The organism is Lacticaseibacillus kribbianus, assembly GCF_020180945.1.
GTDB lineage: Bacteria > Bacillota > Bacilli > Lactobacillales > Lactobacillaceae > Lacticaseibacillus > Lacticaseibacillus kribbianus.
Map to the genome: position 1 here is coordinate 313,316 of NZ_JAIPUL010000002.1, position 24,524 is coordinate 337,839.

A 24,524-nucleotide genomic window follows, 5' to 3' on the forward strand; every position below is an offset into this window, starting at 1 on the left:
CGGGGTGACAACCACATACCGCAAGCTGACCTGGCCGCTTTTTCTCGAGCTGATCCGGCTGCCGGCCAAGGCCGCAAGCCTGCTGCCGTTCCTGTTCGGCGTCAGCTACGCGTGGCTGGCGTACGGGCAGCTGGACTGGCTCAACACGGCCGTGTACTTCGTCGGCCAGATGAGCATCGCGCTGTTCGTCACCGGCTTCAACAACGTGCAGGACTTCTATAAGGCCCAAGACGACCACTACCGCGCGACCCAGAACATCCTGGGCCGCGAGCACCTGAACCCGCGGCGCATCATGGCGCTGATGCTGACGTTTCTGGCAATCGCCTGCCTGGCCGGGGTCGTGCTGGTGTGGCGGACCGACCTGGCGCTATTGCTGATTGGTGGTGCCGGCATCTTCGTGGCGGTGTTTTACACCTTCGGGCCGGTGCCGCTGTCGCGCCTGCCCAGCGGCGAGGTGCTGGCGGGGCTGTGCGAGGGCTTCGGCACTATCCTGATCGCCGTGTTCGTCAACGTGACGCCGCGGCCGGTCACGCTGGTGATGACTTCGCGGACGTTTGCGCTTGCGCTCGATGCCGCGCAGCTGCTGCGGCTTTTGCTGGTTGCCCTGCCGATCGTGCTGCTGGACGCGGCGACGATGTTCGCCGACAACATCTGCGACCTCGACCAGGACATCCGCAACCAGCGCTTCACGCTGCCGTACTACCTCGGGCGCGCCCGGGCGCTTGCCGTGTACCCGTGGCTGCCGGCCGCGGCCTTTGCCGCCATCGGCGTCGGCGTGGCCGCGCGCGTTTTGCCCTGGCCGACCATCCTGGTCTGGGCGCTGTGGCCGCTGGCGCACCGCAACACGCACCGCTTCCTGACGCACCCGAGCAAGCAGGCCACCTTCATCACCGCGATTCACACGATGCTGACGACGTTCGGCGCCGAGGTCCTGGTCCTGATTGTGCTGGGTGTACTTGCGCGCTGGGTCAAAGTTTGGTAGGCTAAGATGATTGACTGGAGGCGCGAGATGTCTGTTAAAAAAGTGGCGCTTGCCTGCTCCGTGTGCGGCCGCCGGAACTACTTCGTTCCCGAAAACCCGCGCCGGACTGAGCGCTTGACGCTGAATAAATTTTGTAAGTACTGCAAGCGGGTCACCGAGCACCGCGAGACCAAGTGAGGAGGGAGTAAGCTATGAAGTTCATCAAGAGTGTGTTCCACGAAATGACGCTGGTCACCTGGCCGAACGCCAAGGAGACTCGCCGCGACACGACCACGGTGATCATCACCTCCTTGCTGTTCGCGGTGTACTTCGCCCTGGCAGACTGGATTATCCTGCTGCTTTTGAACGCCTTCATTTTCTAGTTGGTATTCGGCGGCGATACTGCTATACTGGAACCAGACAAACAACCGCGTCCCGTTTTCGGGGCGGGTTTTTTATTTACTCAAAAAAAGGAGAATTATGATGGTCGAATCAGCAGAAAAGCTCTGGTACGTGCTGCACACTTACTCGGGCTACGAAAACAAGGTCAAGGCGAACCTCGAGTCCCGTGCCACCTCGATGGGCATGGACGATTACATCTTCCGGGTGATCGTGCCCGAGGAAGAGGAGCAAGAGGTCAAGAACGGCAAGGCGAAGACCAAGATGGAGAAGACCTTCCCGGGCTACGTCTTAGTCGAGATGGTCATGACCGATGAGTCCTGGTTCGTCGTGCGGAACACCCCTGGGGTCACCGGCTTCGTCGGTTCCCACGGTGCCGGCTCCAAGCCTTCCCCGCTGCTGCCCGAAGAAGTCGCGACCATCCTCCACAGCCTGGGCATGAGCACGCGCCAGACCAACCTGGACTTCGAAGTTGGCGAGCCGGTCACCATCGTCGACGGCGCCTTCGCCGGCACCGACGGCAAGGTCACCGCGGTCGACAAGGAGAAGAGCAAGCTGAAGGTCGCCATGGTGATGTTCGAACGCGAAGTCGAGGCCGAGCTGGACTTCGACCAGGTGGACAAGCACTAAGACCAGGGCGGAGAAGCGCGGTCTTAGCGGAACGGGTAGCCTAGCCAAGGGGCTTGGGCCGCACTTTGGCCCGAGCCCCTTGGCGTAGCTAGCCGCTTCCGCGTTGCGCTTCGGAGCCCGACGATGACCAGAGCGGAAGGCCGCGCACTTAGCGGGATGGGGTAGCTTAGCCGTGGCGCTTGGGACGCGCATTTGGTCCCAAGCGCCACGGCGTAGCAAGCCACTCCCGCGTTGCGGCCTGGAGCTCGACGAACCAGGGCGGAGAAGCGCGGGCTCCGGCCCGGCCGGCGTGGCACTTCCGGCTTCGGGCCGGGGCAATGGTCCGCGTGGGGCTCTCTTGAGCCCAAAGTGCGGTCTCAAGACCCGCCCTTGCTGTAAGCAGGCAAAGACCGCCTGCTAACAGCAATTTCACGCTGGCTCGCCCCGGCCCTACGCCTCCAGTGCCACGCCGGCCGCGCCTCCGCCCTACTGAGGTGGAGCTGGCGGCGAAACGGCGTTCCCGCTGACGGCGTACTCGGTTATGCCCGCATCCTGCTGGCGGCGCAGTGGCCGTGGCAAGGTAGACTTGAGCAGGCTGTCCAACGTCGGATGCGCTGCGTTTATCTCCGCATGGCTTTGCCAGACTGCAGCGCGGCAGTTCGAGCTTGGTCACATCTGTGCCGGGCGATTGGCTTGCCGCCTGTGCTTGCTTTTACCCGTCATTCATGGTAATTTATTCAGGTATGTTTAGGCATACGCGTGGGAGGCCAAAATTGTCTTGGCCATCATCACCACATCACGGACTTAAGGAGGTTATGTTTCGTGGCTAAAAAAGTAGCAAACATCGTTAAACTCCAGATCCCTGCGGGGAAGGCAACTCCAGCTCCTCCGGTAGGTCCTGCTTTAGGGCAGGCCGGGATCAACATCATGGGCTTCACCAAGGACTTCAATGCACGGACTGCAGACCAGGCCGGCATGATCATCCCTGTTGTGATCACCGTGTACGAAGATCGTTCCTTCGACTTCGTTACCAAGACCCCACCGGCTGCTGTCCTTCTGAAGAAGGCCGCTGGTGTTGAACACGGCTCAGGCGAACCGAACACGAAGAAGGTTGCAACGGTAACGTTGGACCAAGTTCGTCAGATCGCTGAGACGAAGATGCAAGACCTTAACGCTGCAGACGTTGAAGCTGCTATGCGCATGGTTGAAGGGACCGCTCGTTCGATGGGCTTCACCGTCGAGGGCTTATAATCCGGATCATCAGCGAAAGCTGAATGAATCAAGTGGAAGGGCTTCGGCCCGCTGACCACATTTGCAAGGAGGAAAATTCCAGAATGGCTAAGAAAGCAAAGAAGTATATCGAAGCAGCAAAGCAAGTTGATGCCACCAAGACCTACACGCCCGCTGAAGCGGTAGCACTGGTTAAGAAGATCGACTTCGCGAAGTTCGACGCAACCGTCGAAGTTGCTTACAACCTGAACATCGACGTTAAGCAGGCTGACCAGCAGATCCGTGGCGCCGTTGTGCTGCCTAACGGGACTGGTAAGACCAGCCGCGTGATCGTTTTCGCTGAAGGCCCTCAGGCCAAGGCCGCTGAAGAAGCCGGCGCCGACGTTGTCGGCGGCGACGACCTGGTTCAAAAGATCCAGGACGGCTGGCTCGACTTCGACGTTGCGGTCGCAACGCCACCGATGATGGCCAAGGTCGGCCGTCTCGGCCGTGTCCTCGGTCCTAAGGGCTTGATGCCTAACCCGAAGACCGGCACCGTGACGATGGACGTCGCTAAGGCGATCAACGACATCAAGGCTGGTCAAGTGGCTTACCGTGCCGACAAGGCGGGTATCGTTCACGCACCAATCGGCAAGGTGTCCTTCGACGACGAAAAGCTGGTTGAGAACTTCAAGACCCTGAACGACGTGATCCTGAAGGCTCGCCCGGCTTCCGCCAAGGGCCAGTACATCAAGAGCTTGACCGTTACGACCACCTTTGGTCCTGGCGTCAAGACCGATGCCCTGAGCTTCTAATAGAACCAATTGCAGTCTCCCGCGGGAGGCTGCTTTTTTTGTACCAGGGCGAAGCAAGGCGCACTTAGCCGGTCGGCTAGCGTAAGACCGGCGCTTTGGCCGTACTTTGGCCAGAGCGCGGGGCTTAGCTAGACGAACCGGCGTTGCCTTGCGTAGCTCGACGATGACCAGGGCGAGGAAGCGCGAACTCAGCCAACCGCCCAGCGGGGGACAGAGGCTTGAGGTCACCACAGACTCGTACCAACGCAAAAGGCAGCCCACGGCCACCATCGCATCAGTACGATGGTGGCCGTGGGCTGCCTTTTTGGTCATCAGTTCAGCTTCAGGAAGTACGTGCGCTCGCGGTACCGTTCCTCGATGTCGAAGTCGGCGAGCGCGGATTCGGTGAACACGGCGAACCACTGCGGCTGCTCGGCGCGGTACAGTACGCGCTGGCCGTCGGCGGCCGTGAGCTCCAACTCCTGGCTATCGCGGTTGAGGCGCCAGCGGTAGCGCGGTGTTTCGGCGTCCTTCAGGCTGCCCAGCACGCGCCAGTTGTGCGCGATCTCGGTGGCGCCCACGCTTTGGTAGAGGCGGTTGGCCGGTTCGTCGCCGCGGGTGAAAATCTCCACGAAGTCGGCGCCCGCTGCGCGCAGCTGGGTCAGGCAGGCGGTCAAAAGCGCGCGGCCGACGCCATGGCCCTGCGCGGTCGGGGCGACGGCGACCACCTCGATGTAGCTGCCGGTGCCCTGGTTTTGGACGTACAGGTCGCCCTGGCTGCGCTCGGTGTTGAACACGCCGGCGTCGATCAGGCCGACGAGTCGGCCGTCATTTTCAGCGACCAGCTCGATCACGCTTGCGTAGCCGAAGTCGTCCTCGGGGTACTGCTCGCGTTCGAGTTCGATCTGGTCGTTGAACTGCGAGCGGCTGTACGCCTGGGCGCGGACCGCCAGCCACGCGGCGGCGTCCGCCGGGCGGTAGGGGCGAATGGTGATGGTCATGGGTTGTCCTCCTTGTGTCTTGTCTGTGATGTAGTGTACCACTGGCCAGCCGGCAGTCAATGTGGCATAATGGGCGCAAACCCGCGTGGGGGCGCGTGAGGAGGATGTAAAAATGACGGCAAAACAGGAACTGGCACGACTGGATGAGGAGCTGGCACAGCTGGACAAGGCGCTGGCGGCGACGCACGGTGAGATCGCCGCGGGGATGACCGCGTACCTCAAGGCCAAGCCGGCGGGGGACACGCTGGGGCTGCGCCACCTGTTGGCGAGTCTGGAGCTCTCCGCCAACCGCATCGACGAGCTGAACCGCAGCAAGGCGCTCAAGACCCGGGCGCGGCAGCTGCTGCGGCTGGAGCTGCGCTAGCGCAGACGCTTTATTTCCGGAAAGTGGCGGGAGTGCTTGACGGCCGCGGCCGGGAATGGTATGCTTCTTTTCGTGATTATTTCACTCTACCTAAGACTCAGGGGGCGCAAGCCTTAATCATCCTGCCGAGGTGGTATCCGAACGTTTAGATACCTCTATGTCTTGGTGGACATGGAGTTTTTTTATGCGAAAAACTTCAACAAACTAACAGGAGGTGAACCAAATGAGTGAAGCTATTATCGCACAGAAGGCTGAGATCGTTAAAGGCATTTCTGACCAGTTCAAGGCTGCCAAGAGCGCCGTTGTTGTGAACTACCGTGGCTTGACCGTCGCACAAGTGACCGAACTTCGTAAGGAGCTCCGTGACGCCGGCGTCAAGATGGAAGTTATCAAGAACACGTACCTCCGCCGTGCTGCCGATCTGAACGGTTACGAAGCGCTGGACGAAGTGTTCACGGGCCCGACCGCCATCGCCTTTTCTAACGACGATGTTGTCGCACCTGCGCGCATCATGGCCAAGTACGCCGACAAGATCGACGCCCTTGAAATTAAGGGTGGCATCATCGAAGGCAAGGTCGCAAGTCTTGAAGAAGTGCTTGCCCTTTCCAAGCTGCCAGACCGCGACGGCATGCTGTCCATGCTGCTGTCCGTTCTGCAGGCACCAGTTCGCAACGTTGCTTACGCTGTCAAGGCCATTGCCGACAGCAAGAGCGAGGAACCAGCTGCCTAAAGCAGCCTGAGTTCAACCTAACTTTCAAATACAATATAAATTGGAGGAAACAAACATGGCTTTAGACACACAAGCAATCGTCGACCAGCTCAAAGAAGCTTCCATTCTTGAACTGAACGACCTCGTTAAGGCAATCGAAGAAGAATTTGGCGTATCCGCAGCAGCTCCAGTAGCAGCTGCCGGCGCAGCTGCTGGTGCAGCTGAAGAAGCTAAGGACTCCTTCAACGTTGAACTGACCGAAGTTGGCCAGGAAAAGGTTAAGGTTATCAAGGAAGTTCGTGCCATCACCGGCCTTGGCCTGAAGGACGCGAAGGGCCTTGTTGACGGCGCTCCGGCCAACGTCAAGGAAGACGTTACCGAAGACGAAGCCAAGAAGCTCAAGGAACAGCTTGAAGCCGTTGGCGCAACCGTAACCCTGAAGTAATTCAGTTCACGGTTCGTTGAAAATGCCGCCGCACGATTCCCGATTGGGAGCCGCGCGGCGGCATTTTTGCGTTCAATCGTTTTGATTCAGGCGGTAGTGCAGCAATCCTTGGCCAGTCTCACGCCGCCCACGGCGCGCGTACGTGCGCGCGCAGCCACTGGGCGATTGCGCCGATCAGCCACGCGGCGAGCGTCCAGCGGGCGAACAGCGCGAGCACCTGGGCCAGCGTCTTGCCGGCGAAGTAGTCGAGGTGGTTGAGCAGCGCCGCCGGGTTGGTGTAGTAGGCGGGGAAGAGCTGGCGAACGGCCACGTCGAGGCCGTCCAGCACGTGCAGCGGCATCAGGAGGATCAGGGCGGCCGAGAACATCATCGCCACCAGTGCGTTGCCGGAGACCTGGCTGATGGTGAAAACAATTCCGGCGATCAGCGCCGCCCAGGCCATCATCAAAGCCAGCGCGCGCGCCAGGTACAGCCAGATCGGCACGATGGTGGTGTGCGACTGGAAGGTGTCGGCAAGCGGCAGGCCGAGGCTGCCGAAGGTCTGGCCGGGCACGGCGGCGTTCATGACCAGTGCCAGGCCGATCAGGGCCAGCATCACGCCGAAGATCACGACCAGCGTCAAAAGCCCGCGGGTGACGGCCAGGCGCAGGTCGGCGGCCGGGGTCATGCGCATGAACGGCTCGGTGTGGTTGCGCGCGTCGAAGTTGAAGACCAGGGCCAAGGCGACGGTGACGTAGGCGAGAAAGGCCCACATCAGGGGCGTTCCGAGGTCGGTGGCGGCCCCGGTCGTCACCTGGCTGGCGTCGTCGGCGCTGACGGTTTCGCTGGTGTGGCTGCCCGCGTCGGCCCAGACGTTGTACACGATGGCCGTCGCCGTGGTGGTCTGGTCAATCGCCAGTAGCCGGTTTTGGTTGCGGCGCACCAGATCCTTCAGGGGGTAGGCGACGCGCTCCCACTTGTTGACCTGGTTCTCCCCGCCGCTTTGGAGGAAGTCCTTGGCGTAGTCGTTGTAGACGATGGTCGGGTCCTTGGTGATGGCGGCAAGCGTCACGCGATTGACCGTGCGGTAGTCGCCGCGGGCCAGCGGCGACTGCACGGCACGCAGCATCTTGATGGCCGCGGGGCGGTCGTGGTCGGGGTAGTCCCGCTGGTTTTTGAGGTTCTCCTTAAGCTCGCGCTTGACGGTCGCGACCGCGGCCGCCTGCTGGTTGGCCCTGGTCTTGCGGACGCTCAAGTAGTGCTTGACCCCGTCGATGATGTAGTACTGGTTGGGCAAAACGCCGAGGTAGTGGCCGAGGGGCGCCGCGAACAGCAGCAGCATCCCCAAAAGCGCGACCAGGTGGATCACCCACGGCTGCTTTTTCAGTTCTAGGCGAATCAGTGCGCGCATGGTGTGTCCTCCTTCCTAAATCCGGCCGCGGCGGTGCAGCACGACGGCGGCGACGGCGCTCAAGGCGCCGGCCCAGACCAAAAGCACCAGCGCGCCGAGGCCGACGCTCAGGATCGGCGCGGCGGTCTGGTGCAGCACCACCTGGGAGACCTGCAGGTAGCTGCCGGGCAGAAACGGCGCGACGCCGTGCAACACCGAGGCCCCGGCGACCTGCGGCAGCGCGGTGGCCAAAACGGCCCCGAGCACGGCGAGGTTGACGCCGAGGCGCCCGGAGAACAGGCTGGTCAGCGCGGACACGGCCATGAGGAAAACGGCGCCGGCGAGGATCAGTCCGGTGTACAATAGGAGGAACTGCGCGGGCATCATCGTCGCCACGCTGCGCCCGTCCGGCGAGAAGACGATCGGGTACTGCCAGCTGCCGACGCCGTTGTAGTGGGCGACTAGCCCGTAAGTCAGGACGCACGCGATCAAAAACAGCGGCAGCGCCAGGCAGACGAACGACGCCATCCGCGCCACCAGGATGGCGAACTTGCCGGTTGGCAGGTTGTTCATGAAGTTGATGGTGCCGCTGCGCTTTTCTCCGGTGAACAAAAGCGCCGCCTGAACGGCGAACACCGCAAGCAACAGCAGCGGTGACAGCCGGTAGAGGAACACGTTGCTCAGGTAGTTGTTGGCCGGCGCGTTCTTTCGGGTGACCGGAATCTCGACCAGCTTGTGGTCGACCAGGTACTGGTAGAAGGCGACGTCCAGCTTGCGGCCCAGCAGGCTCGCGTCCGGCTGCTTGCCCGGCACCGCGATGATCGCCAGGTCGGTCCGGCCGGCCTTGGTCTCCTGGAGCGTGTAGCGCTCGTAGGCCAAGAGCGCCTTTTGGGACGCCAGCTTGACGGTCGTCTGGTCGTGGATGATGGGCGAGAAGACGTCGGAGTACGCGAGCAGGATCGTCTTGAAGTACTCGTGCTGGGCCATCTTGCGGTCCAGCCGCCGCTGCTCGGCGGCGGTCAGCTTGACCTTGTCCGACTTCTTCTGCAGGGTCCAGGCCTGGTTTTGGATGATCGAGTCGGCGCTGGCGTAGGCCTGGTAGGTCTGGCGGTTCGACAGGTCGGAGCCGCCCTGCGCGGTGAAAAAAGTGATCAAAAGCAGGGCGGCAAAGACGATCAGCATCACGACGTTGGTGGCCGAGCGCCAGTTCTTCTTGAGGTCGAAGCTGACCTGGGTGGCCAGACCACGGATTGTGCGCATCTTCTCACGTTCCTCTCATTGGTATTTAGCAAAAATTATAGACCTTACGCAATATTAAAGCTAGGTGAGCCGAACTCAATCGCGCGCCATTATTGATTTTATGGCGACTCAAGCACTGCTTGATAGCCACCGGCCGCCGGACGCGGTAGGCTGAAGCCAGCATCAACGAAGGCAAGCCGCCAACGCGGCGAGGAGGAAACAACATGACAGAAACCTACATTTTTGACGCCCAGCGCATCGGCCAGCAGATTGCCGCGGCGCGCAAGGCCAAGAACCTGACCCAAAGCGCCCTGGCCGATCAGCTCGGCGTGTCCTACCAGGCGGTGTCCAACTGGGAGCGCAGCCAGTCGCTGCCGGACATCGACAAGTACGCGCAGCTCGCGGCGGTGCTCGACCTGCCGCTGACCGAGCTGCTGGGCTCGGCCAAGGCCGAGGCGACGGTCAAAATCGTGGCGGCGGACGCCCCGCTCGAACCCGCCACCCTGGTCGCCGCGGCGCCGGTGATGCCGCCGGCCAAGGTGGAGCAGGAGGCCGCGGCCGTGCAGCTCGACCTCGAACACCTCGCGTCGCTCGCGCCGTTTTTGAGCAGCGAGACGCTGGCCAAGCAGCTGGCGGGCTTCTCCGACACCCCGGACTACCCGGACGCGGTGGTGCGGCTCGCGCCGTTCCTGGACGACGCGACGCTCAACGCCGCGGTCGACGCGCGGCTTGCGGCCGGGCAGCCGGCGGACCTCGCGTACATCGGCCGCCTCGCGCCTTTCCTGCGCCAGGCCAAGGTCGACGCGGTGGTCGCACAGCTCGCTGCCAGCCCCGACGCGCTGGCGGGCATCCGGCCGCTGCTGCCGTTCGTGTCAGAGTCGGCGCTGACCAAGCTGCTGGATCAGGCGCCGGATGACGATGCTCTGTTCAAGGCGGCACTGCCGTTTCTGGGCTACGACGCGGCGGGGGCGCGCTTTGACGCCATCGCGGCCGCGGACCCGAGTGCGGAGCGGCTGGTCGCGATGGCGCCGTTCGTCCGCGCGGAAGTCCTGGCCGCCCACATCAAGCACCTCGGCGCGGCCGGCGGGGAGGCCGCCGCCCAGATTCGCCGCTTCATCCCGTTTCTGCCGGAGGCCACGCTGCTGACCCTGTTCGGCAAGTAAGGGAGAACAACGCACGACGGCCGCCGCGAGCAATGGCCCGCGGCGGCCGTCGTGCGTTTTGTCGTCCGTCAGAACGGTCGATTCATGCCGTAGCCGATCAGCGCGTAGGTGGCGGTGGCGAGCACCGCCAGCCCGGCCAGAAGCGCGGCCAGGCCTGCCAGCACCGCAAGGCCGCCGTGCCAGCGTCCGCGCCGCGCCGATGCGGCCAGCCACCAGAGGGCGCACGCCGGCAGCAGCCCGCCGCCGACCAGCCACCACGCCAGGTATGGCACGGGGCCGTAGTGGCCGGTGAAAAGAATCGCCAGGTACAGGCTGGCGCAGCCGGCGATGCCGGCCGCGCTGGTGGTTCGCAGGGATTGTCGCATCGTACACCTCCGCAGTTGGTTGTGGTCACCGCCAGTCTAACAGGGCGACCGGCCGAATGGAAGCGCTGCCGCGGTGACGCGGCCTAACAGTTTTGTTACCTGCCTGCACAGCTGCCTCAATTTCCCATATAATAAGGGCCTGAATGGAGGGCACACTGTGAAAAATATTGGGAAAAAGGTCGTCAACTGGGTGAAGACGCACCTCACACTGCTGAAGGTCCTGTTCGTTCTGTCTGTGCTGGTGTTCGCCATCGTCATGCTCGGGCGCATCGGGCGCGAGCTGAACGGGGATGCGGTGCGGGCGAGCCTTTCGACGCAAAGCCCCTGGACGCTTTTGGCCATGGCGGCGCTCGGCATGATTGCGGTGCTGCCGATGCTGAACTACGACTTCGTGATCACACAGATGCTGCCGGGCGACTACAAGCCCTTGTACGTGGCCAAGTCCGGGTGGATCGTCAATTCGTTCACCAACATCGCGGGCTTCGGCGGTTTCCTCGGCGCCAGCCTCCGCGCCAACTTCTACCACAAGCACGCGAGCAACAAGGAAGTGCTCCTCGCCATCTCCAAGATCGCGCTGTTCCTTTTGGCCGGGCTGTCGTTGTGGTCGCTGATTGCGCTCGCGCTGATCTTTGGCCTGGGCATCGGGCGGATGTACACCGACTACTGGGTGTGGCTGATCGGCGGCGGGCTGTACTTCCCGGTGCTGATGCTGGTGACGCACCTGAACGGCCACGGCGTGTTCAAGGACATGCCGCTTCGCCGCCAGCTGCGGCTGACGCTCGGCTCGTTTTGCGAGTGGGGCGCAGCGGCCGGCTTCTTCCTGGTGATCGGCCACTTCATCGGCGCGCCGGTTGACCTGTCGCACGTGCTGCCGCTGTTTTTGGTGGCCAACGTGCTGGGCGTGATCTCGATGGTGCCCGGGGGCCTTGGGTCCTTCGACGTCTTCATGCTGATGGGGCTGGCGCAGGTCGGCGTCAACAGCAACATCGGCGTGGTCTGGCTGCTGTTTTACCGCCTGTTCTACTACATCGTGCCGTTCGTGATCGGGGTGGCGCTGTTCATCCAGGACGCGGGCCGCGAGCTCAACGCGCGGCTCGAGGGGCTGCCGGTGCAGGTGCTGACGCGCATCGGCCACGTGACCCTGGTCGTGTTCCTGTACTTCTCGGCGATCATGCTGCTGCTGCGCGGGGTGGTGCCGGACGTCGCGCTGCGCAACGCCGTGTACCTTAGGCTTTACCCGTGGACTTTCCTGTTTCTCAGCCGCGTGACCAACATCATGATGGCCTTCATCATCTTCGGCCTGGCGCGCGGCATCGCCAACCGCGTCCGCCGCGCGTACTGGCCGACGCTGGTGATCCTGGGGCTGGCGCTGATCGCGTCGCTTCGCCGCGAGGCCAGCGTGAAGTTCATCGTTTTCTTGGCGATCATCCTGGTCGCGGCCGTGCTGGCCAAAAGGGAGCTGACGCGCGAGCGGATGGACTTCCCCTGGGGCAACCGGATCGTCGACGGCGGCATCTTCGCCCTGACGGCGCTGTTCTACGCGGTCGCGCTGTTCTACAACGTACCGCAGATCCACCACCGCCACCCGGTGCCGACGGTGTTCTTCTTCCCGTCCGAGCGGATGTGGGTGACCACACTGGCCGGCGTGCTGGTCGCGGCGATCACGCTGAGCCTGATCTACGCCTTTTTGGCCAACCCGCAAAAGGCGCTGGGCGGCGTGGTCGACGACGCGCGGGTCGCGGCCTTCATCGCCCGCGTCGGCGGCAACTCGGTGTCGCACCTCGCGTTCACCGGCGACAAGCTGATGCGCTTCTACCAGATCGATGGGGTCGACCGCGTGATGTTCCTGTTCCGCAAGAAAAGCGACAAGCTGGTGGTCCTCGGCGAGCCGATCGGCGACCCGGCCGACTGGGCGCCGGCGATCGCGGACTTCATCAAGGAGGCCGACACGCAGGACCTGTCCCTGGTCTTTTACGAGGTGTCCGAGCGGCTGACGGTGATGCTGCACGAGTACGGTTTTGACTTCATGAAGTTCGGCGAGGAGGGCTACGTCGACGTCACCGACTTCACCCTGGCCGGCACCAAGCGCAAGGGCGAGCGGGCGCTGATGCACAAGTTCGAGCGCCAAGGCTTTCAGTTCAAGTGGCTGACGCCGCCCTTTGACGCCGGCACCATGGTCCAGCTGCGCCAGGTGTCCGACAGCTGGCTGGACGGCAAGGCCGAGATCGGGTTTTCCCTCGGCTACTTCAACCCGCGTTACCTCAACCAGGCGCCGGTGGCGGTGATTGAGGACAAAGACGGGCGCATCGTCTCCTTTGCCAGCGTCATGCCGATGGGGGAGGGCGTGATGTCGATCGACCTGATGCGCTCAAGCGAGGACGCCCCGAGCGGCATCATGGACGCGCTGTTCGTCAACCTGTTCCAGCGCGCCAAGGACGAGGGCTACACCCGCTTCAACATGGGCATGGCGCCCCTGAGCAACGTCGGGACGTCGGACTTCGCCTTCCTCGAGGAGAAAATGGCGCACCTGGTTTACGAATATGGGTATCGCTTTTACGGCTTCCAAGGGTTACGCTCTTATAAAGAGAAGTACGTGACCACTTGGGTGCCCAAGTACGTCGCGTACCGCAAGCGGCAGTCGCTTTTGTTCACGCTGCTGCAAATCCTGATGCTCGTCAACACCCCGGTCATGGCCGTCAAGCACGGCCTGTGGCACCGGTACCTGAACTGGGTCAGCCAGATCAGCACGGTGTTGACTCCCAAGAAGTGAGGTACGCATGAACCACTATTACACCAACGACCCGACCCTGGCGCATGATGAGCACCAGTTTTCCTTCGAGCTGGCCGGGCACAACCTGACCTTCACCGCCGACAACGGCGTTTTCTCCAAGCACACCATCGACTTCGGCTCCCGCGTCCTGATCGACGTGGTCGCGGCGGACCCGGCCCTGGCCGCCGGACCGGTGCTCGACGTCGGCTGCGGCTACGGCCCCATCGGCCTGGCCCTGGCCGCGCACTTCAAAGACCGCCACGTCACCATGAGCGACGTCAACGAGCGCGCACTGGGCCTGGCGACCCGCAACGCGCAGGCCAACGGCATCGAGAACGTCACCATCCTCGAGTCCTCGGTGTACGACGCGATCGACGGCCAGTTCGGCGTCATCGTCACCAACCCGCCGGTGCGCGCGGGCAAGGCCGTCGTCACCGCCATTCTGAACGGCGCCTTCGACCACCTCGTACCTGGCGGCCAGCTCTTCGTGGTGCTCCAAAAGAAGCAGGGCGCGCCGTCCGCCCTGAAGACCATGAAGGAACGCTTCGGCGATGCCGCGGTGGTCAAAAAAGAGCACGGCTACTACATCCTCAAGGCAACGCGGGCGTAAGGCGCGCGGCAAGCGGGCGGTCCGCGGCAAGTGGGCCGCCTGCTTGCGTTCGGGGGCCAATCAAAAATCGCCGCTGCGGTGAGGCCGCAGCGGCGATTGGCGTAATCTATTGGGTGGGTTTGGTCAGCTCTGAATCAGCAGCGCGCACAGCACGAGGTCGTCCATCTGGCGGAGGTTGAAGCCGGTCTGGTGCTCGAACTTCTCCAGCCGGTACTGTAGGGTGTTGCGGTGCAAAAACAGCGCCTTGGCCGCCGCGGTCAGGTTGCCCTGCTCGCGGTACAGCGCGGTGATCACGTCGGTCATCCCCGGGTCCTGCGCGATGACGCCGGCCAGCGCCTGCAGCAGCGGGCTTTGACGGCGCGCGGTGCGGGTGAGAAAGCTCAGGGCGCACTGCTGCGTGGTTGCCAGGCGCTGGGTGGTGCCGGCGGCCAGCCGCCGCTCCTCGGCGACCAGGCCCGGCAGGCTGTCGTCCACCGGCCAGGCGTGGCCGATGAACAGGCGCGTTTTGGTGTCGAAGTCCGAGTCGAGGGTGTCGAGGATGCCGGCGAGGTCGTCGGCACTGGCCGTGAAGCTCTCCGTCGGCTCGACCACCACGCCGCTGGACGCGGTGTCGAAAAAGCCGGTGACGGGGCTTGCAAACAGGCTGCACAGCGCCTCGAGCCACGCGCCGGGCGTCGCTTGGCTATTGTTGAGATCCACGTTAAAATAAAGCATGCGCACCGGGTGCGTGCTCGGCGCCAGCCCCTCGCCGCGCAAAAAGCGGGCCCATGGGTGCTGGCTTTGCGCCTGGGGCAACAGGGCCTTGACCAAAGCGACCTCGCGCGGCGTCAGCGCCTCGGCGTCGATGGCGACGATCTGCGCGTCGACGGTCACGACCAGCGCGTTTTCCGGAAAGGGCGGCGCCGTGATCACGGGCACCACCCGCTTGAGTAATGGTAGAATTGCGGCCATTGTCTCACCAACTTTCACGTTCATTGTAACAAAGAACGCGCCGCGCGACACGGCGGTTCGGCAGGAAAAACCTGGGAGGTCAGCTTGGAGCAGACAGAAATTGAGCACTACATGGGCCTGGCCCTCGAGGAGGCGCGGTGGGCCGGCTTGGTCGGCGAGGTGCCGATCGGCGCGGTTATCGTGCACGACGGGGTCGTGGTCGGGCGCGGGCACAACCTGCGCGAGCACAGCCAAGACAGCACGCTGCACGCCGAGGTGCTGGCGATTCAGGAGGCCTGCGCGACCCTCGGCTCCTGGCGCCTTGAGGACTGCGACCTGTTCGTCACCCTCGAGCCGTGCCCGATGTGCGCCGGCGCGATGATCAACGCGCGGGTGCGGCGCTGCTACTACGGCGCGGCGGACCCCAAGGCCGGCGTGGCCGGGACGCTTTTGAACCTGCTGGCGGACCCGCGGTTCAACCACCAGGTGGCCGTGGTGCCCGGCGTCCGCGAGGCGGAGGCCGCAGCGCTGCTGCAGGAGTTCTTCCGCGCGATTCGCGCTAAGCGCAAGGCGGCCAAGAAGGCGAAGCGCGGCGAGTAGGCCGCGGGGAGACGGCGAGTCGTCGTGTGTGAGCGGCCGGCGGTGCGCCCGGGCGCTAGGTGCTGCCTCAGCGGTCGGCCGCCTGCTGGCGCAGCTTGGCCATCACCACTGTGGTGATCGGCACGCCTTTTTCGAGGTGCTCGGCCTCAAGCCGGCCCTCCTCGTGCATGCCCAGGCGCAGCATCACGCGCCCGGAGCGCGGGTTTGTCGCGTCGTGCATCGCCTCGACGCGCAGGACGCCGAGCAGGTCGAAGCACAGGGCCATCACGGCCGCGGCGGCCTCGGTCGCGTAGCCGTGGCCCCAGTAAGCCGGATCCAGCAGGTAGCCGATCTCCGCCTTGCGGTTTTTCTCGTCGGCGTGCAGTTCGGCCGCGCCGATCAGCTCGTTGTTCAGCGTGACGGCGAACTTGCCAAGCGGCTGGCCCATCCAGTAGTCGGCGAGCCCGGCGTACGCCGCGTCCAGGGTCGGGTAGTTGATTGAAAATTCGGCGACCTTTTCCTGGCTGCCGATTTCGTACAGGCGCTTGGCGTCTTCGAGTTGGAACGGGCGCAGGACTAGGTGCTGGGTGCGCAGGGTCTGGTGTTTGAGTAGGGTGACGCTGTAAGACATGGAACCACTCCCTTCGAGTTATGGCCATTATCGAACCCGGGCTGGTCAAAAGCAACCGAAACGGGTATACTTATTCTTGCCGAAAGGCCTTGAGGCAATGACCGCCTTTCGAATTGTGTCAGGTCCGGAAGGAAGCAGCACTAAGAATCGTCGGTCATGTGCCTTAAGTTTTATAGTCAATGAGCCCGGCCACCGAATGGATGGCCGGTTTTTTTGACCCCAGAGCGGAGAAGCGCGGGCTTAGGCCACCGGGCAGCGTAAGGCGGGGCATTGGGCCGCACTTTGGCCCAGTGGCCCGCCTTAGCTGGACGAGTGGCCGTTGCGCTTCGCAGCTCGACGTCAATCCAGAGCGGAGCGGGGCGCACTTAGCGGGCCGCATAGCGTAGCGCCGGCGCTTGGGGCGTGCTTTGCCCCGAGTGCCGGTGGTAGCTAGGCGAGCCCGCGTTGCCCCGCGGAGCTCGACGCCAATTCAGAGCGGAGCAAGGCGGGTGCGCCGGTCGGGCAGCGTAAGCCTGGTGCTTGGGCCGTACTTTGGCCCGAGTGCCAGGCTTAGCTGGACGAACCGGCGTTGCCCCGCGGAGCTCGACGTCAATCCAGAGCGGAGCGGGGCGCACTTAGCCGGGTGGCCAGCGAAGCCCGGCGCCAATTTCCAAGCAGCGCCGGCCGCGCTCGGCGGCCGCTTTTCCCTCACGTCAGCCCCCGCATTTTCACTTCCCCCGCTGCGTGTTTGCGCCCCCGAATCGGGCGGCCGTGTGGTACACTTGAACGAGTACAGAAAGGATGAGTCAGGTGAGTTACCAAGCCTTATACCGCGTCTGGCGGCCCCAGACCTTCGCGGATGTGATCGGCCAGACCGCCATCACAACCACGCTCAAGAACGCCTTGGTGACAGGGCAGACCAGCCACGCCTACCTGTTTTGCGGCCCGCGCGGCACCGGGAAAACCTCGGTGGCCAAAATCCTGGCCAAGGCGCTCAACTGCGAGCACCTGCAGGACGGCGAGCCCGACAACACCTGCGAGATGTGCCTGGCGATCAACAACGGCAGCCTGACGGACGTGATCGAGATCGATGCGGCGTCCAACAACGGCGTCGACGAGATCCGCGACATCCGCGACAAGGCCAAGTACGCGCCGACACTAGGCCGCGTCAAGGTCTACATCATCGACGAAGTCCACATGCTGTCGACCGGCGCGTTCAACGCGTTGCTCAAAACGCTGGAGGAGCCGCCGGCGCACGTGGTGTTCATCCTGGCCACCACGGAGCCGCAGAAGATTCCGGCGACCATCATCTCCCGGACTCAGCGGTTCGATTTTCGCCGCATCACGGCCGACGACATCGTCGGCCGCATGGCCTACATCCTGGACGACAAGGGCATCACCTACGACCAGGCGGCGCTTGGCATCATCGCCAAGGCCGCGGAGGGCGGGATGCGCGACGCCCTGTCAATCCTCGATCAGGTGCTGTCGTTCGGCCAGAACCACGTGACGGTGGAAAACGCGCTGGATGTCACCGGCGGCGTGGCGGTCACGCAGCTTGGCGCCTACCTGACCGCCGTGGCCAAGGGCGAGTCCGCCCAGGCGCTCGAGGCCATCGAGCAGCTTCTGGCCTCGGGCAAGGACGCCGGGCGGCTGCTCGACGACCTGATCGGTTACCTGCGTGACCTGCTGGTGTTCCAGCAGGCGCCAAGCCTGGTCGGCGAGACCAGCGCGCTTCAGGACAGCCACTTCAAGGACCTGGCGCAGGCGCTCGCGCCGGCCAAGCTGTACCACATGATTAATGTGCTGAACGAGACGCAGGGCCAGCTTCGGCTGACCAACCACCCGACGCTGTACCTAGAGGTCGCCACCGTGCGGCTGGGCGAGGCCCCGGCGCAAGCCACGGCCGCTACGCCGCAGCCCGCGGCCCCGAGCGCGGACGTCGCCGCGCTTGAGGCGCAGGTCAAGCACCTGCAAGACACCGTGGCCACGCTGCAGGCAAGCGGCGCGACGGCGACCGCGGCGCCGCGGCAGAAGCCGGCGCCCAAAAAGCACGTCCAGGTCAACAAGGCCCAGATTTACCCAGTTTTGGGTGCGGCGACCAAGGCCGACCTGCTCAAGGTCAAGGACATCTGGCCGGACCTGCTCAACATGCTGTCGGTGACCAAGCGGGCGATGATGCGCATCTCCGAGCCCGTCGCGGCCAGCCCGACCGGCGTGATCGTCAGCTTCGCCTACGACATTCTGGTCGAGCGGGCGATGAACGACGCGGCCCTGATGACCGAGCTGGAAAGCGCCTTGAACCGCCTGATGGGCGACCCGCTCAAGGTGGTTTTGGTTCAAAAAGACGAGTGGCCGCGCGTGCGCAAGGCCTACTTGCAGGAGATGGGCGCGCCGAAGGCCAAGGCGGCCAAGCCGGCGGCCGACCCGGTGGTGAAGACGATCACCGACATGTTCGGCGACGCAGACAACGTGGCAATCAAAAATGACTAGAAGAGGATGATATTATGCGTGGAATGGGCAATATGCAGGGCATGATGAAGCAGATGAAGAAGCTCCAAAAGGAAATGACCGAGGCGCAAGACGAGCTGAACCAGACCGAGTTCACCGCAAGCTCCGCCAGCGACATGGTCACGACCACCTTCACCGGCGACAAGAAGCTCAAGGACATCCAGATCAAGCCGGAGGCCATCGACCCAGACGACCCGGACATGCTCCAGGATCTGATCATCGAGGCGGTCAACGCGACGCTGACCCAGGTCGACACCGCCACCCAGGCCAAGATGGGCAAGTACACCCGCGGCCTGGGGATGTAGCCAGACGCCAGCGCAAGCGCGTCTTCGGGCGGTCGTGCGCGACCGGCGAGTGAACGCCAAGGACACCAGATGATTCGAGTCCGTCGACCGGCGTCGCCGGCACGCGTGTGTGAGGGCCCAACCGGCCATCGCGGCGCTGCGGTGGCATCGTGGCTCGGATTACGCATGCCCCTTGATGCCGCATCACACAGATGCCTGGCGGAGGCGCGAGCCGGCCCGCCCCGGAGCCGGAAGTTCCGGCCGGTCCGCGCCGGAGCCCGTCCCCAGAGCCGCCGCGTCAGTAAGGAGGAACCAGATGCAGTACCCAGAACCGATCGCCAAGCTGATCGACAGTTACATGAAGCTGCCGGGAATCGGCAGCAAAACCGCAACGCGCCTGGCGTTTTACACCATCGACATGAACCGAGACGACGTCGAGGGATTCGCCAAGAGCCTGACCGCCGCCAAGAACGACCTGCACTACTGCACGGTCTGCGGCAACATCACGGACACCGAGCCCTGCGAGATCTGCCGCGACCAAAGCCGCGACCAGACCACAATCCTGGTGGTCGAGCAGCCCAAGGACGTGATGAGCATCGACCGCACCAACGAGTACCACGGCCTCTACCACGTGCTGCACGGGGTGCTCAGCCCAATCGAGGGCCGCGGCCCGGAGGATCTCAACATCGAGAGCCTGATCAAGCGGCTGCAGGCCCACCCGGAGGTCAAGGAACTGATCGTCGCGACCAACGCGACGCCGGAGGGCGAGGCGACCGCGCAGTACCTAGCGCGGCTGATCAAGCCGGCCAAAATCAAGGTCACCCGGCTGGCGCACGGGCTGGCCGTCGGGTCGGACATCGAGTACGCCGACGAGATGACGCTGCTCAAGGCCGTCGAGGGCCGCACCGAACTCTAAGAAAGCAGGCGAGGGCCATGTTTTTCCACAAACGTCCAGACATTAAGCTGGAGGCGGACCGCGAGCTGATGACCACGGTCTACCGCGTCCGCGACCGGATGACGGCGCAGCGCAAGCTGGTCGCCACCTTCCGCGAGGTCGACGCGGCCACACGCGCGCAGGTCAACCTGCAGGAGGGGCTGTTCGACTTCCTGCACCGCCAGGCCCGCGTGCGCGAGGTCTCCGGCGCCTTGGTCGCCGAGATGGCGGCCCAGCAGCTCCAGGAGGACAACCAGAGCTGGCAGGGCGGCAAGAACTGATGACGCAACGGCGCGGCCGGGGTGCCTCTTCCAAAAAAGGGGACCTCGGCCGCGCCGCGCGTCGCCACGCTTTTTGTGCGGCGACCGGCGCTTATCTGGGTGCAATCGGCGCCTAATTCAAGTACACTAAAGATATTGACGAGAAAGAGGGCAATGTTTTGGCAGGCACATTCATCACGTTCGAGGGCCCCGATGGCGCGGGCAAAACCAGTGTCTTGAAGGCGCTGATTCCCAAGCTTCAGGCGCACTTGAGCCGACCGGTGCGCCTGACGCGCGAGCCCGGCGGCGCCAAGATCTCCGAGGCGATTCGGGAGCTGATCCTGGATCCGGCCAACACCGAGATGGATGCGCGCACCGAGGCCCTGCTGTACGCGGCGTCGCGGCGCCAGCACCTGCGCGAGGTGATCCGCCCTGCGCTTGCGGCCGGCGAAATCGTGATCTGCGACCGCTTCGTCGACAGCTCAGTGGCCTACCAGGGCGCCGGGCGCCAGATCGGCGAGGCGGCGGTGCTCGAGATGAACCAGTTCGCCACGGAGGGCCTGGCACCGGTGCGCACGCTGTACCTGGACGTGCCGAGCTCGACGGGCCTGGCCCGCATCGAGGCGCACCGCGGCGACCGCCAGTACGACCGGCTGGACCGGGAGTCCATCGCCTTTCACGAGCGGGTGCGCGGCGCGTACCTGCGGCTGGCGGCGCAGGAGCCCGGCCGCATCGTCACGATTGACGCCACCAAGCCGCTTGCCCAAGTCGTTGAGGATTGTCTGAACACGTTGCACTCGGTTTTGGCCGCGAGCTGGCTGGCTTAGCGGTCTGGAAAGGAAGTAAGCCCATGAAGTTGATTCTAGCCATCGTCCAAGATAAGGACGCTAACCTGCTGTCGAGCGAGTTCATCGATGCCAATGTTCGGGCCACCAAGCTTTCGACCACCGGCGGCTTCCTGAAGTCGGGCAACACCACGTTCATCATCGGGATCGACGACGACCGCGTGCCCGAGGTGCTCCAGATCATCAAGGAGTCCGCGCAGACCCGCGAGCAGTTCATGACCCCGCCGGTCAACCTGGACGCGACGTCCGATTCGACCATGGCCTACCCGATCGAGGTCCAGGTCGGCGGCGCCACCGTGTTCGTGCTGCCGGTTGACGCGTTCCACCACTTCTGATGCCGAACGTGGAGACGCTGCAGCCGGGGCTCACCCGCCAGTTCGACCGGGTCATTGAAGCGGGTCAGCTGAGCCAGGCCTACATTTTCAGCGGGCCCTCGGGGACAGGCAAGGCGCAGTTCGCCCAGTGGTTGGCGATGCGCCTATTTTGTCAGGACCTGCAGGACGGGCAGCCCTGCGGCAAGTGCCCGGAGTGCTCGCGCATCCTGTCGGAGAACCACCCGGACGTCGTGTGGCTGAGAAGCGACGCCAAGAGCATCAAGGTCGACGACGTGCGGACGCTCAAGCAGGAGATGAGCAAAAGCGGCGTGGAGGGCTCTCGGCGCGTGTTCGTCATCACGGACGCCGAGCGCCTGACCCCGGGCGCGGCCAACAGCCTGCTGAAGTTCTACGAGGAGCCGGTGCCGGGGATGCTGATTATCCTGACCACGGCGGCCAAAAACCAGCTGCTGCCGACCATCCTGTCGCGCGCCCAGATCATCAACTTTCCGGCCCCGGCGCGCGATCAGGTGATCGCGACGCTGGTGTCCGGCGGCGTCAACCAGGCGCTGGCGCAGGTGGCCGCCCACCTGACGGTCGCCCCGGCGGCCGGGCAGGCACTGGCTGAGGACCCATCCTTTGCCGCCCGCATCGACAAGGTGCTGGGGCTGGTCGAAAGCCTCGCCGCGGGCGACCCCGCGGCCTTCGTGCAGGTGCAGACCGACCTGGTGCCGCTGGCCAAAACCCCGCCGGAGCAGGAGCAGACGCTCGCGCTGTTGGCCCTGGCCTACGCCGATGCGCTGAACCTGCACTACGAGGTCAACACGACCCCGGCGTTCGGCCACGACGCCCGCGTCGCCCGCCTGGCGGGCCGAAGCGCGCGCACCCTGAGCGCGGGCCTGGCCGCCGTCCTGGCCGCCCAGATTCGCCTGCGCCAAAACGTCACCTTCCAGTCGGCCACCGAGGCGCTGGTGGTGACGCTGGGCCGTGGGTGAGGCGGCGCGCCGGAACCATGGAAGCGGCCGGTTGCCTGCAGTCGCGCCGGTGATCGGTCATGATGGTCGCGATAGTCGCGAAGTTAGCAGAGCCAGATCGGGCCGCCAACTTTGCAGGGCGGAGGCACGGCCGGCCGCCGAATCCCGTAGCTGGAGGCAGTGACCGGCCGTGCCGGCGCCCGGGCCGTTAGGTTTTGCTGGCGGTTGGCGGCCGCAAGTCACAGGTCACATCGAGTCACAAGTAGTGGAGGTGAGCCCATGGAGAAGAAAGACCTCTATGACGGCTTTTTGCAGTTAGAACACGAGACGTCGGCCATCCTGGCCCAGCTGTCCGCGCTGAAGGCGGACATGGCCGGGGTGCTGGAGAAGAACGCGGAGCTTGAGATCGAGAACCGCCACCTGCGCGAGCACTTGGAGGAGCTGCAGAAGAACGGCGACCACAAGTCAACGGGCGCCGTCGAGCTGTCCAAGTCCAAGCTGAACCTGGAGAACCTGTACGAGGAGGGCTTCCACGTCTGCCCGTACATGTACGGCCAGCGCCGCGTCAACGATGAGCCGTGCGCCTTTTGCGTCGACATCATCTACGGTGAGCACTGATGGGCGTGACGCAGCAGAAAAGCTTCGCGGCACACGACGTCGGCACGCTGTACCTGGTGCCGACGCCGATCGGCAACCTCGAGGACATGACGGTCCGCGCCGTCCACGTCCTGCAGCAGGTCGACCTGATCGCCGCCGAGGACACGCGCAACACCCAGAAGCTCCTGAACCACTTCGAAATCGCGACCAAGCAGATCAGCTTCCACGAGCACAACACCCAGGCCCGCATTCCCGAGCTTTTGGCCAAGCTTGCGGCCGGGCACAGCATCGCGCAGGTCTCCGACGCCGGCATGCCGTCGATCTCCGACCCCGGCAAGGAGCTGGTGGCCGCGGCAATCGAGGCCGGGATTCCGGTGGTGCCGCTGCCCGGCGCCAACGCCGCGACCACCGCGCTGATCGCCTCGGGCCTGCCGCCGCAGCCGTTCATGTTCTACGGCTTCCTGCCGCGCAAGGCCAGCGAGCAAAAGGCCGCGCTGACTGCACTGGCCACGCAGCCGCAGACCGTGATCTTCTACGAGTCGCCGTACCGCCTGGCCAAAACGCTGACCAGCATGGCGGCCGTGTTCGGCGACCGCCCGGCGGTTTTGGCGCGCGAGCTGACCAAGAAGTTCGAGGAGTTCGCCCGCGGCACCCTGCTGGAGCTGGCCGACTGGGCCCAAGACAACGCCCGCGGCGAGTTCGTCGTGATGGTCGGCCCCGCCCCGGCGGTAGAAAAGGCGCCGAGCACGGTGCCGCTGCCCGAGCAGGTGCAGGCGCGAATCGACGCCGGCGCGCGCCCCAACGACGCGATCAAGGCGGTCGCCAAGGACAACGGGCTGAAGAAGCAGGACGTCTACAACGCGTACCACGAGCTGGAGGGGTAGCCATGATCTACGAGGAACCTGTCACCGTGCCGTTTTTCCTCGGCACGCGCACCGGCCGGCTGAGCCTGGCGACGCTGACCAACGTGATGCTGTTGGTGTCCGAGCACCAGCTCGACCAGGTCGACGCCGGCATCGCGGCGCTGGCCACGCACGGCGCCGGCTGGGTGATCACGCAGTACCACATCGAGATCACCCGGATGCCGAAGGTCGAGGAGCCCCTGATCATCGGCACCGAGGCCTCGGGCTACAACAAGCTGATGACCTACCGCGAGTACTGGGTCAAGGATGCGGCCGGCCAGACACTGGCGACGATGAGCGGCGCGTGGGTGATGATGGACCTGACAACGCGCAAGCTGATTCCGATCATCCCCGAGTTCGCGGCCAAGGTCGAGGCCCCCAAAACCACGAAGGTTCGGCGCTACCCGCGCCTGCCGCGGCTTGAGAACCTGGCGAACCACCGGCCCTACACCGTGCGGTACTTTGACATCGATGGCAACGGCCACGTCAACAACACGCACTACATGGAGTGGATGGAGGACGCGCTGGGCGCCGATTTCCTGACCACGCACGCGCTTCGCACGGTGGACATCAAGTTCGCCCGCGAGGTGACGTACGGCAGCACGGTCGACTCCGCCTACACCGTGGACGGCGACGTCACCCACCACCAGATCGAGGTGGCGGGGGAGGCCAACGCGACGGCGACCATGACTTGGACCACGGCATGACAGACGGCCGGTCCGCACACCTCTAGGGTGACGCGGGCCGGCCGCTTTTTCTCACCTTTAGCCCAATCTTTTC

At 64.2% G+C, this 24,524-nt stretch carries 29 protein-coding genes, 1 other RNA gene and 1 other annotated feature; of the genes, 24 read left to right on the top strand and 6 right to left on the bottom strand.

Going from position 1 to position 24,524, the window contains the following annotated elements:
* The first annotated feature begins 4 nt into the window (after positions 1-4).
* The 6 genes from LE416_RS08675 (at position 5) to rplA (ending at position 3,993) form a co-directional block, all read left to right on the top strand.
* Entirely contained in the window at positions 5-982 is a 978-nt protein-coding gene (locus LE416_RS08675) for a UbiA family prenyltransferase (protein ID WP_225048107.1), read from the top strand.
* Between the two features lie 27 nt (positions 983-1,009).
* Positions 1,010-1,159, top strand: coding sequence for a 50S ribosomal protein L33 (gene rpmG, locus LE416_RS08680; protein WP_125705175.1), 150 nt, complete (start codon positions 1,010-1,012; stop codon positions 1,157-1,159).
* A 14-nt stretch (positions 1,160-1,173) separates the two neighbouring features.
* The gene (secE, locus tag LE416_RS08685) at positions 1,174-1,344 is read left to right on the top strand and encodes a preprotein translocase subunit SecE (RefSeq protein ID WP_225048108.1); all 171 of its coding nucleotides are present in this window, start codon (positions 1,174-1,176) and stop codon (positions 1,342-1,344) included.
* Positions 1,345-1,444: 100 nt separating this feature from the next.
* Complete coding sequence (gene nusG / locus LE416_RS08690) at positions 1,445-1,990, top strand: transcription termination/antitermination protein NusG (RefSeq protein WP_225048109.1); 546 nt, start codon at positions 1,445-1,447, stop codon at positions 1,988-1,990.
* Positions 1,991-2,791: 801 nt separating this feature from the next.
* The gene (gene rplK / locus LE416_RS08695; protein WP_225048110.1) at positions 2,792-3,220 is read left to right on the top strand and encodes a 50S ribosomal protein L11; all 429 of its coding nucleotides are present in this window, start codon (positions 2,792-2,794) and stop codon (positions 3,218-3,220) included.
* Between the two features lie 83 nt (positions 3,221-3,303).
* On the top strand, positions 3,304-3,993 hold the full coding sequence (gene rplA / locus LE416_RS08700) for a 50S ribosomal protein L1 (RefSeq protein WP_225048111.1): 690 nt from the start codon (positions 3,304-3,306) through the stop codon (positions 3,991-3,993).
* A gap of 311 nt (positions 3,994-4,304) precedes the next feature.
* Here rplA and LE416_RS08705 read toward each other — a convergent pair whose 3' ends face one another.
* Complete coding sequence (locus tag LE416_RS08705) at positions 4,305-4,973, bottom strand: GNAT family N-acetyltransferase (protein ID WP_225048112.1); 669 nt, start codon at positions 4,971-4,973, stop codon at positions 4,305-4,307.
* 112 nt (positions 4,974-5,085) lie between these two features.
* On the opposite strand from LE416_RS08705, the gene LE416_RS08710 reads away from it, so the two are divergent.
* The 3 genes from LE416_RS08710 (at position 5,086) to rplL (ending at position 6,491) form a co-directional block, all read left to right on the top strand.
* Entirely contained in the window at positions 5,086-5,337 is a 252-nt protein-coding gene (locus LE416_RS08710) for a hypothetical protein (RefSeq protein ID WP_225048113.1), read from the top strand.
* A 71-nt stretch (positions 5,338-5,408) separates the two neighbouring features.
* Positions 5,409-5,529 (top strand) — a sequence feature (ribosomal protein L10 leader region).
* Positions 5,530-5,560: 31 nt separating this feature from the next.
* On the top strand, positions 5,561-6,067 hold the full coding sequence (gene rplJ / locus LE416_RS08715; RefSeq protein WP_225048114.1) for a 50S ribosomal protein L10: 507 nt from the start codon (positions 5,561-5,563) through the stop codon (positions 6,065-6,067).
* A 55-nt stretch (positions 6,068-6,122) separates the two neighbouring features.
* A complete protein-coding gene (rplL, locus tag LE416_RS08720; RefSeq protein WP_225048115.1) occupies positions 6,123-6,491 on the top strand; it encodes a 50S ribosomal protein L7/L12 in 369 nt (122 codons plus the stop codon).
* 118 nt (positions 6,492-6,609) lie between these two features.
* On the opposite strand, the gene LE416_RS08725 is transcribed toward rplL, so the two are convergent.
* Complete coding sequence (locus LE416_RS08725; RefSeq protein ID WP_225048116.1) at positions 6,610-7,881, bottom strand: hypothetical protein; 1,272 nt, start codon at positions 7,879-7,881, stop codon at positions 6,610-6,612.
* A 15-nt stretch (positions 7,882-7,896) separates the two neighbouring features.
* The gene (locus LE416_RS08730; protein ID WP_225048117.1) at positions 7,897-9,120 is read right to left on the bottom strand and encodes an ABC transporter permease subunit; all 1,224 of its coding nucleotides are present in this window, start codon (positions 9,118-9,120) and stop codon (positions 7,897-7,899) included.
* Positions 9,121-9,323: 203 nt separating this feature from the next.
* Here LE416_RS08730 and LE416_RS08735 point away from each other — a divergent pair, with 203 nt between their 5' ends.
* Positions 9,324-10,262 carry a helix-turn-helix domain-containing protein gene (locus tag LE416_RS08735; protein WP_225048118.1) on the top strand — a complete coding sequence of 313 codons (939 nt, stop codon included), beginning with the start codon at positions 9,324-9,326 and terminating at the stop codon, positions 10,260-10,262.
* 68 nt (positions 10,263-10,330) lie between these two features.
* On the opposite strand, the gene LE416_RS08740 is transcribed toward LE416_RS08735, so the two are convergent.
* Positions 10,331-10,627: a hypothetical protein gene (locus LE416_RS08740; protein WP_225048119.1), complete on the bottom strand. Its 297-nt coding sequence runs from the start codon at positions 10,625-10,627 to the stop codon at positions 10,331-10,333.
* A 157-nt stretch (positions 10,628-10,784) separates the two neighbouring features.
* On the opposite strand from LE416_RS08740, the gene mprF reads away from it, so the two are divergent.
* Together mprF and LE416_RS08750 are read left to right on the top strand one after the other, a co-directional pair.
* Entirely contained in the window at positions 10,785-13,397 is a 2,613-nt protein-coding gene (gene mprF, locus LE416_RS08745) for a bifunctional lysylphosphatidylglycerol flippase/synthetase MprF (protein ID WP_225048120.1), read from the top strand.
* 7 nt (positions 13,398-13,404) lie between these two features.
* The gene (locus LE416_RS08750; RefSeq protein WP_225048121.1) at positions 13,405-14,007 is read left to right on the top strand and encodes a class I SAM-dependent methyltransferase; all 603 of its coding nucleotides are present in this window, start codon (positions 13,405-13,407) and stop codon (positions 14,005-14,007) included.
* Positions 14,008-14,130: 123 nt separating this feature from the next.
* Here LE416_RS08750 and LE416_RS08755 read toward each other — a convergent pair whose 3' ends face one another.
* Positions 14,131-14,958 carry a helix-turn-helix domain-containing protein gene (locus tag LE416_RS08755; protein ID WP_225048122.1) on the bottom strand — a complete coding sequence of 276 codons (828 nt, stop codon included), beginning with the start codon at positions 14,956-14,958 and terminating at the stop codon, positions 14,131-14,133.
* Between the two features lie 84 nt (positions 14,959-15,042).
* Between LE416_RS08755 and tadA the strand changes: the two genes are divergently transcribed.
* A complete protein-coding gene (tadA, locus tag LE416_RS08760) occupies positions 15,043-15,537 on the top strand; it encodes a tRNA adenosine(34) deaminase TadA (RefSeq protein WP_225048123.1) in 495 nt (164 codons plus the stop codon).
* Between the two features lie 67 nt (positions 15,538-15,604).
* Here the strand turns inward: tadA and LE416_RS08765 are convergent, their stop codons facing one another.
* Positions 15,605-16,147 (bottom strand): GNAT family N-acetyltransferase, encoded by a 543-nt coding sequence (locus LE416_RS08765; protein WP_225048124.1) that lies wholly within the window; start codon positions 16,145-16,147, stop codon positions 15,605-15,607.
* 81 nt (positions 16,148-16,228) lie between these two features.
* Between LE416_RS08765 and ffs the strand changes: the two genes are divergently transcribed.
* The 11 genes from ffs (at position 16,229) to LE416_RS08820 (ending at position 24,451) form a co-directional block, all read left to right on the top strand.
* Positions 16,229-16,325: signal recognition particle sRNA small type (gene ffs, locus LE416_RS08770), an RNA gene on the top strand.
* 611 nt (positions 16,326-16,936) lie between these two features.
* The gene (gene dnaX / locus LE416_RS08775) at positions 16,937-18,616 is read left to right on the top strand and encodes a DNA polymerase III subunit gamma/tau (RefSeq protein ID WP_225048125.1); all 1,680 of its coding nucleotides are present in this window, start codon (positions 16,937-16,939) and stop codon (positions 18,614-18,616) included.
* A gap of 14 nt (positions 18,617-18,630) precedes the next feature.
* Complete coding sequence (locus LE416_RS08780) at positions 18,631-18,939, top strand: YbaB/EbfC family nucleoid-associated protein (RefSeq protein ID WP_225048126.1); 309 nt, start codon at positions 18,631-18,633, stop codon at positions 18,937-18,939.
* A 295-nt stretch (positions 18,940-19,234) separates the two neighbouring features.
* Positions 19,235-19,834, top strand: coding sequence for a recombination mediator RecR (gene recR / locus LE416_RS08785; RefSeq protein WP_225048127.1), 600 nt, complete (start codon positions 19,235-19,237; stop codon positions 19,832-19,834).
* 17 nt (positions 19,835-19,851) lie between these two features.
* Positions 19,852-20,133, top strand: coding sequence for a DUF2508 family protein (locus LE416_RS08790; RefSeq protein ID WP_225048128.1), 282 nt, complete (start codon positions 19,852-19,854; stop codon positions 20,131-20,133).
* Between the two features lie 158 nt (positions 20,134-20,291).
* A complete protein-coding gene (tmk, locus tag LE416_RS08795) occupies positions 20,292-20,939 on the top strand; it encodes a dTMP kinase (protein ID WP_225048129.1) in 648 nt (215 codons plus the stop codon).
* A 23-nt stretch (positions 20,940-20,962) separates the two neighbouring features.
* A complete protein-coding gene (locus tag LE416_RS08800; protein WP_225048130.1) occupies positions 20,963-21,292 on the top strand; it encodes a cyclic-di-AMP receptor in 330 nt (109 codons plus the stop codon).
* Complete coding sequence (gene holB / locus LE416_RS08805) at positions 21,292-22,266, top strand: DNA polymerase III subunit delta' (RefSeq protein WP_225048131.1); 975 nt, start codon at positions 21,292-21,294, stop codon at positions 22,264-22,266. Before LE416_RS08800 ends, holB begins: the two co-directional genes overlap by 1 nt.
* Positions 22,267-22,524: 258 nt before the next feature.
* Positions 22,525-22,863 carry a DNA replication initiation control protein YabA gene (locus tag LE416_RS08810; protein WP_225048132.1) on the top strand — a complete coding sequence of 113 codons (339 nt, stop codon included), beginning with the start codon at positions 22,525-22,527 and terminating at the stop codon, positions 22,861-22,863.
* Between the two features lie 5 nt (positions 22,864-22,868).
* Positions 22,869-23,726: a 16S rRNA (cytidine(1402)-2'-O)-methyltransferase gene (gene rsmI, locus LE416_RS08815; RefSeq protein ID WP_225048133.1), complete on the top strand. Its 858-nt coding sequence runs from the start codon at positions 22,869-22,871 to the stop codon at positions 23,724-23,726.
* Between the two features lie 2 nt (positions 23,727-23,728).
* A complete protein-coding gene (locus LE416_RS08820) occupies positions 23,729-24,451 on the top strand; it encodes an acyl-[acyl-carrier-protein] thioesterase (protein ID WP_225048134.1) in 723 nt (240 codons plus the stop codon).
* Positions 24,452-24,524: the final 73 nt, after the last annotated feature.

Coding starts and splice junctions, on each gene's coding strand:
- rpmG (WP_125705175.1), top strand. CDS start 1,010: ATGTCTGTTAAAAAAGTGGCGCTTGCCTGCTCCGTGTGCGGCCGCCGG.
- secE (WP_225048108.1), top strand. CDS start 1,174: ATGAAGTTCATCAAGAGTGTGTTCCACGAAATGACGCTGGTCACCTGG.
- nusG (WP_225048109.1), top strand. CDS start 1,445: ATGGTCGAATCAGCAGAAAAGCTCTGGTACGTGCTGCACACTTACTCG.
- rplA (WP_225048111.1), top strand. CDS start 3,304: ATGGCTAAGAAAGCAAAGAAGTATATCGAAGCAGCAAAGCAAGTTGAT.
- LE416_RS08705 (WP_225048112.1), bottom strand. CDS start 4,973: ATGACCATCACCATTCGCCCCTACCGCCCGGCGGACGCCGCCGCGTGG.
- LE416_RS08710 (WP_225048113.1), top strand. CDS start 5,086: ATGACGGCAAAACAGGAACTGGCACGACTGGATGAGGAGCTGGCACAG.
- rplJ (WP_225048114.1), top strand. CDS start 5,561: ATGAGTGAAGCTATTATCGCACAGAAGGCTGAGATCGTTAAAGGCATT.
- rplL (WP_225048115.1), top strand. CDS start 6,123: ATGGCTTTAGACACACAAGCAATCGTCGACCAGCTCAAAGAAGCTTCC.
- LE416_RS08725 (WP_225048116.1), bottom strand. CDS start 7,881: ATGCGCGCACTGATTCGCCTAGAACTGAAAAAGCAGCCGTGGGTGATC.
- LE416_RS08730 (WP_225048117.1), bottom strand. CDS start 9,120: ATGCGCACAATCCGTGGTCTGGCCACCCAGGTCAGCTTCGACCTCAAG.
- LE416_RS08735 (WP_225048118.1), top strand. CDS start 9,324: ATGACAGAAACCTACATTTTTGACGCCCAGCGCATCGGCCAGCAGATT.
- LE416_RS08740 (WP_225048119.1), bottom strand. CDS start 10,627: ATGCGACAATCCCTGCGAACCACCAGCGCGGCCGGCATCGCCGGCTGC.
- LE416_RS08750 (WP_225048121.1), top strand. CDS start 13,405: ATGAACCACTATTACACCAACGACCCGACCCTGGCGCATGATGAGCAC.
- LE416_RS08755 (WP_225048122.1), bottom strand. CDS start 14,958: ATGGCCGCAATTCTACCATTACTCAAGCGGGTGGTGCCCGTGATCACG.
- LE416_RS08765 (WP_225048124.1), bottom strand. CDS start 16,147: ATGTCTTACAGCGTCACCCTACTCAAACACCAGACCCTGCGCACCCAG.
- LE416_RS08780 (WP_225048126.1), top strand. CDS start 18,631: ATGCGTGGAATGGGCAATATGCAGGGCATGATGAAGCAGATGAAGAAG.
- recR (WP_225048127.1), top strand. CDS start 19,235: ATGCAGTACCCAGAACCGATCGCCAAGCTGATCGACAGTTACATGAAG.
- LE416_RS08790 (WP_225048128.1), top strand. CDS start 19,852: ATGTTTTTCCACAAACGTCCAGACATTAAGCTGGAGGCGGACCGCGAG.
- LE416_RS08800 (WP_225048130.1), top strand. CDS start 20,963: ATGAAGTTGATTCTAGCCATCGTCCAAGATAAGGACGCTAACCTGCTG.
- holB (WP_225048131.1), top strand. CDS start 21,292: ATGCCGAACGTGGAGACGCTGCAGCCGGGGCTCACCCGCCAGTTCGAC.
- LE416_RS08810 (WP_225048132.1), top strand. CDS start 22,525: ATGGAGAAGAAAGACCTCTATGACGGCTTTTTGCAGTTAGAACACGAG.
- LE416_RS08820 (WP_225048134.1), top strand. CDS start 23,729: ATGATCTACGAGGAACCTGTCACCGTGCCGTTTTTCCTCGGCACGCGC.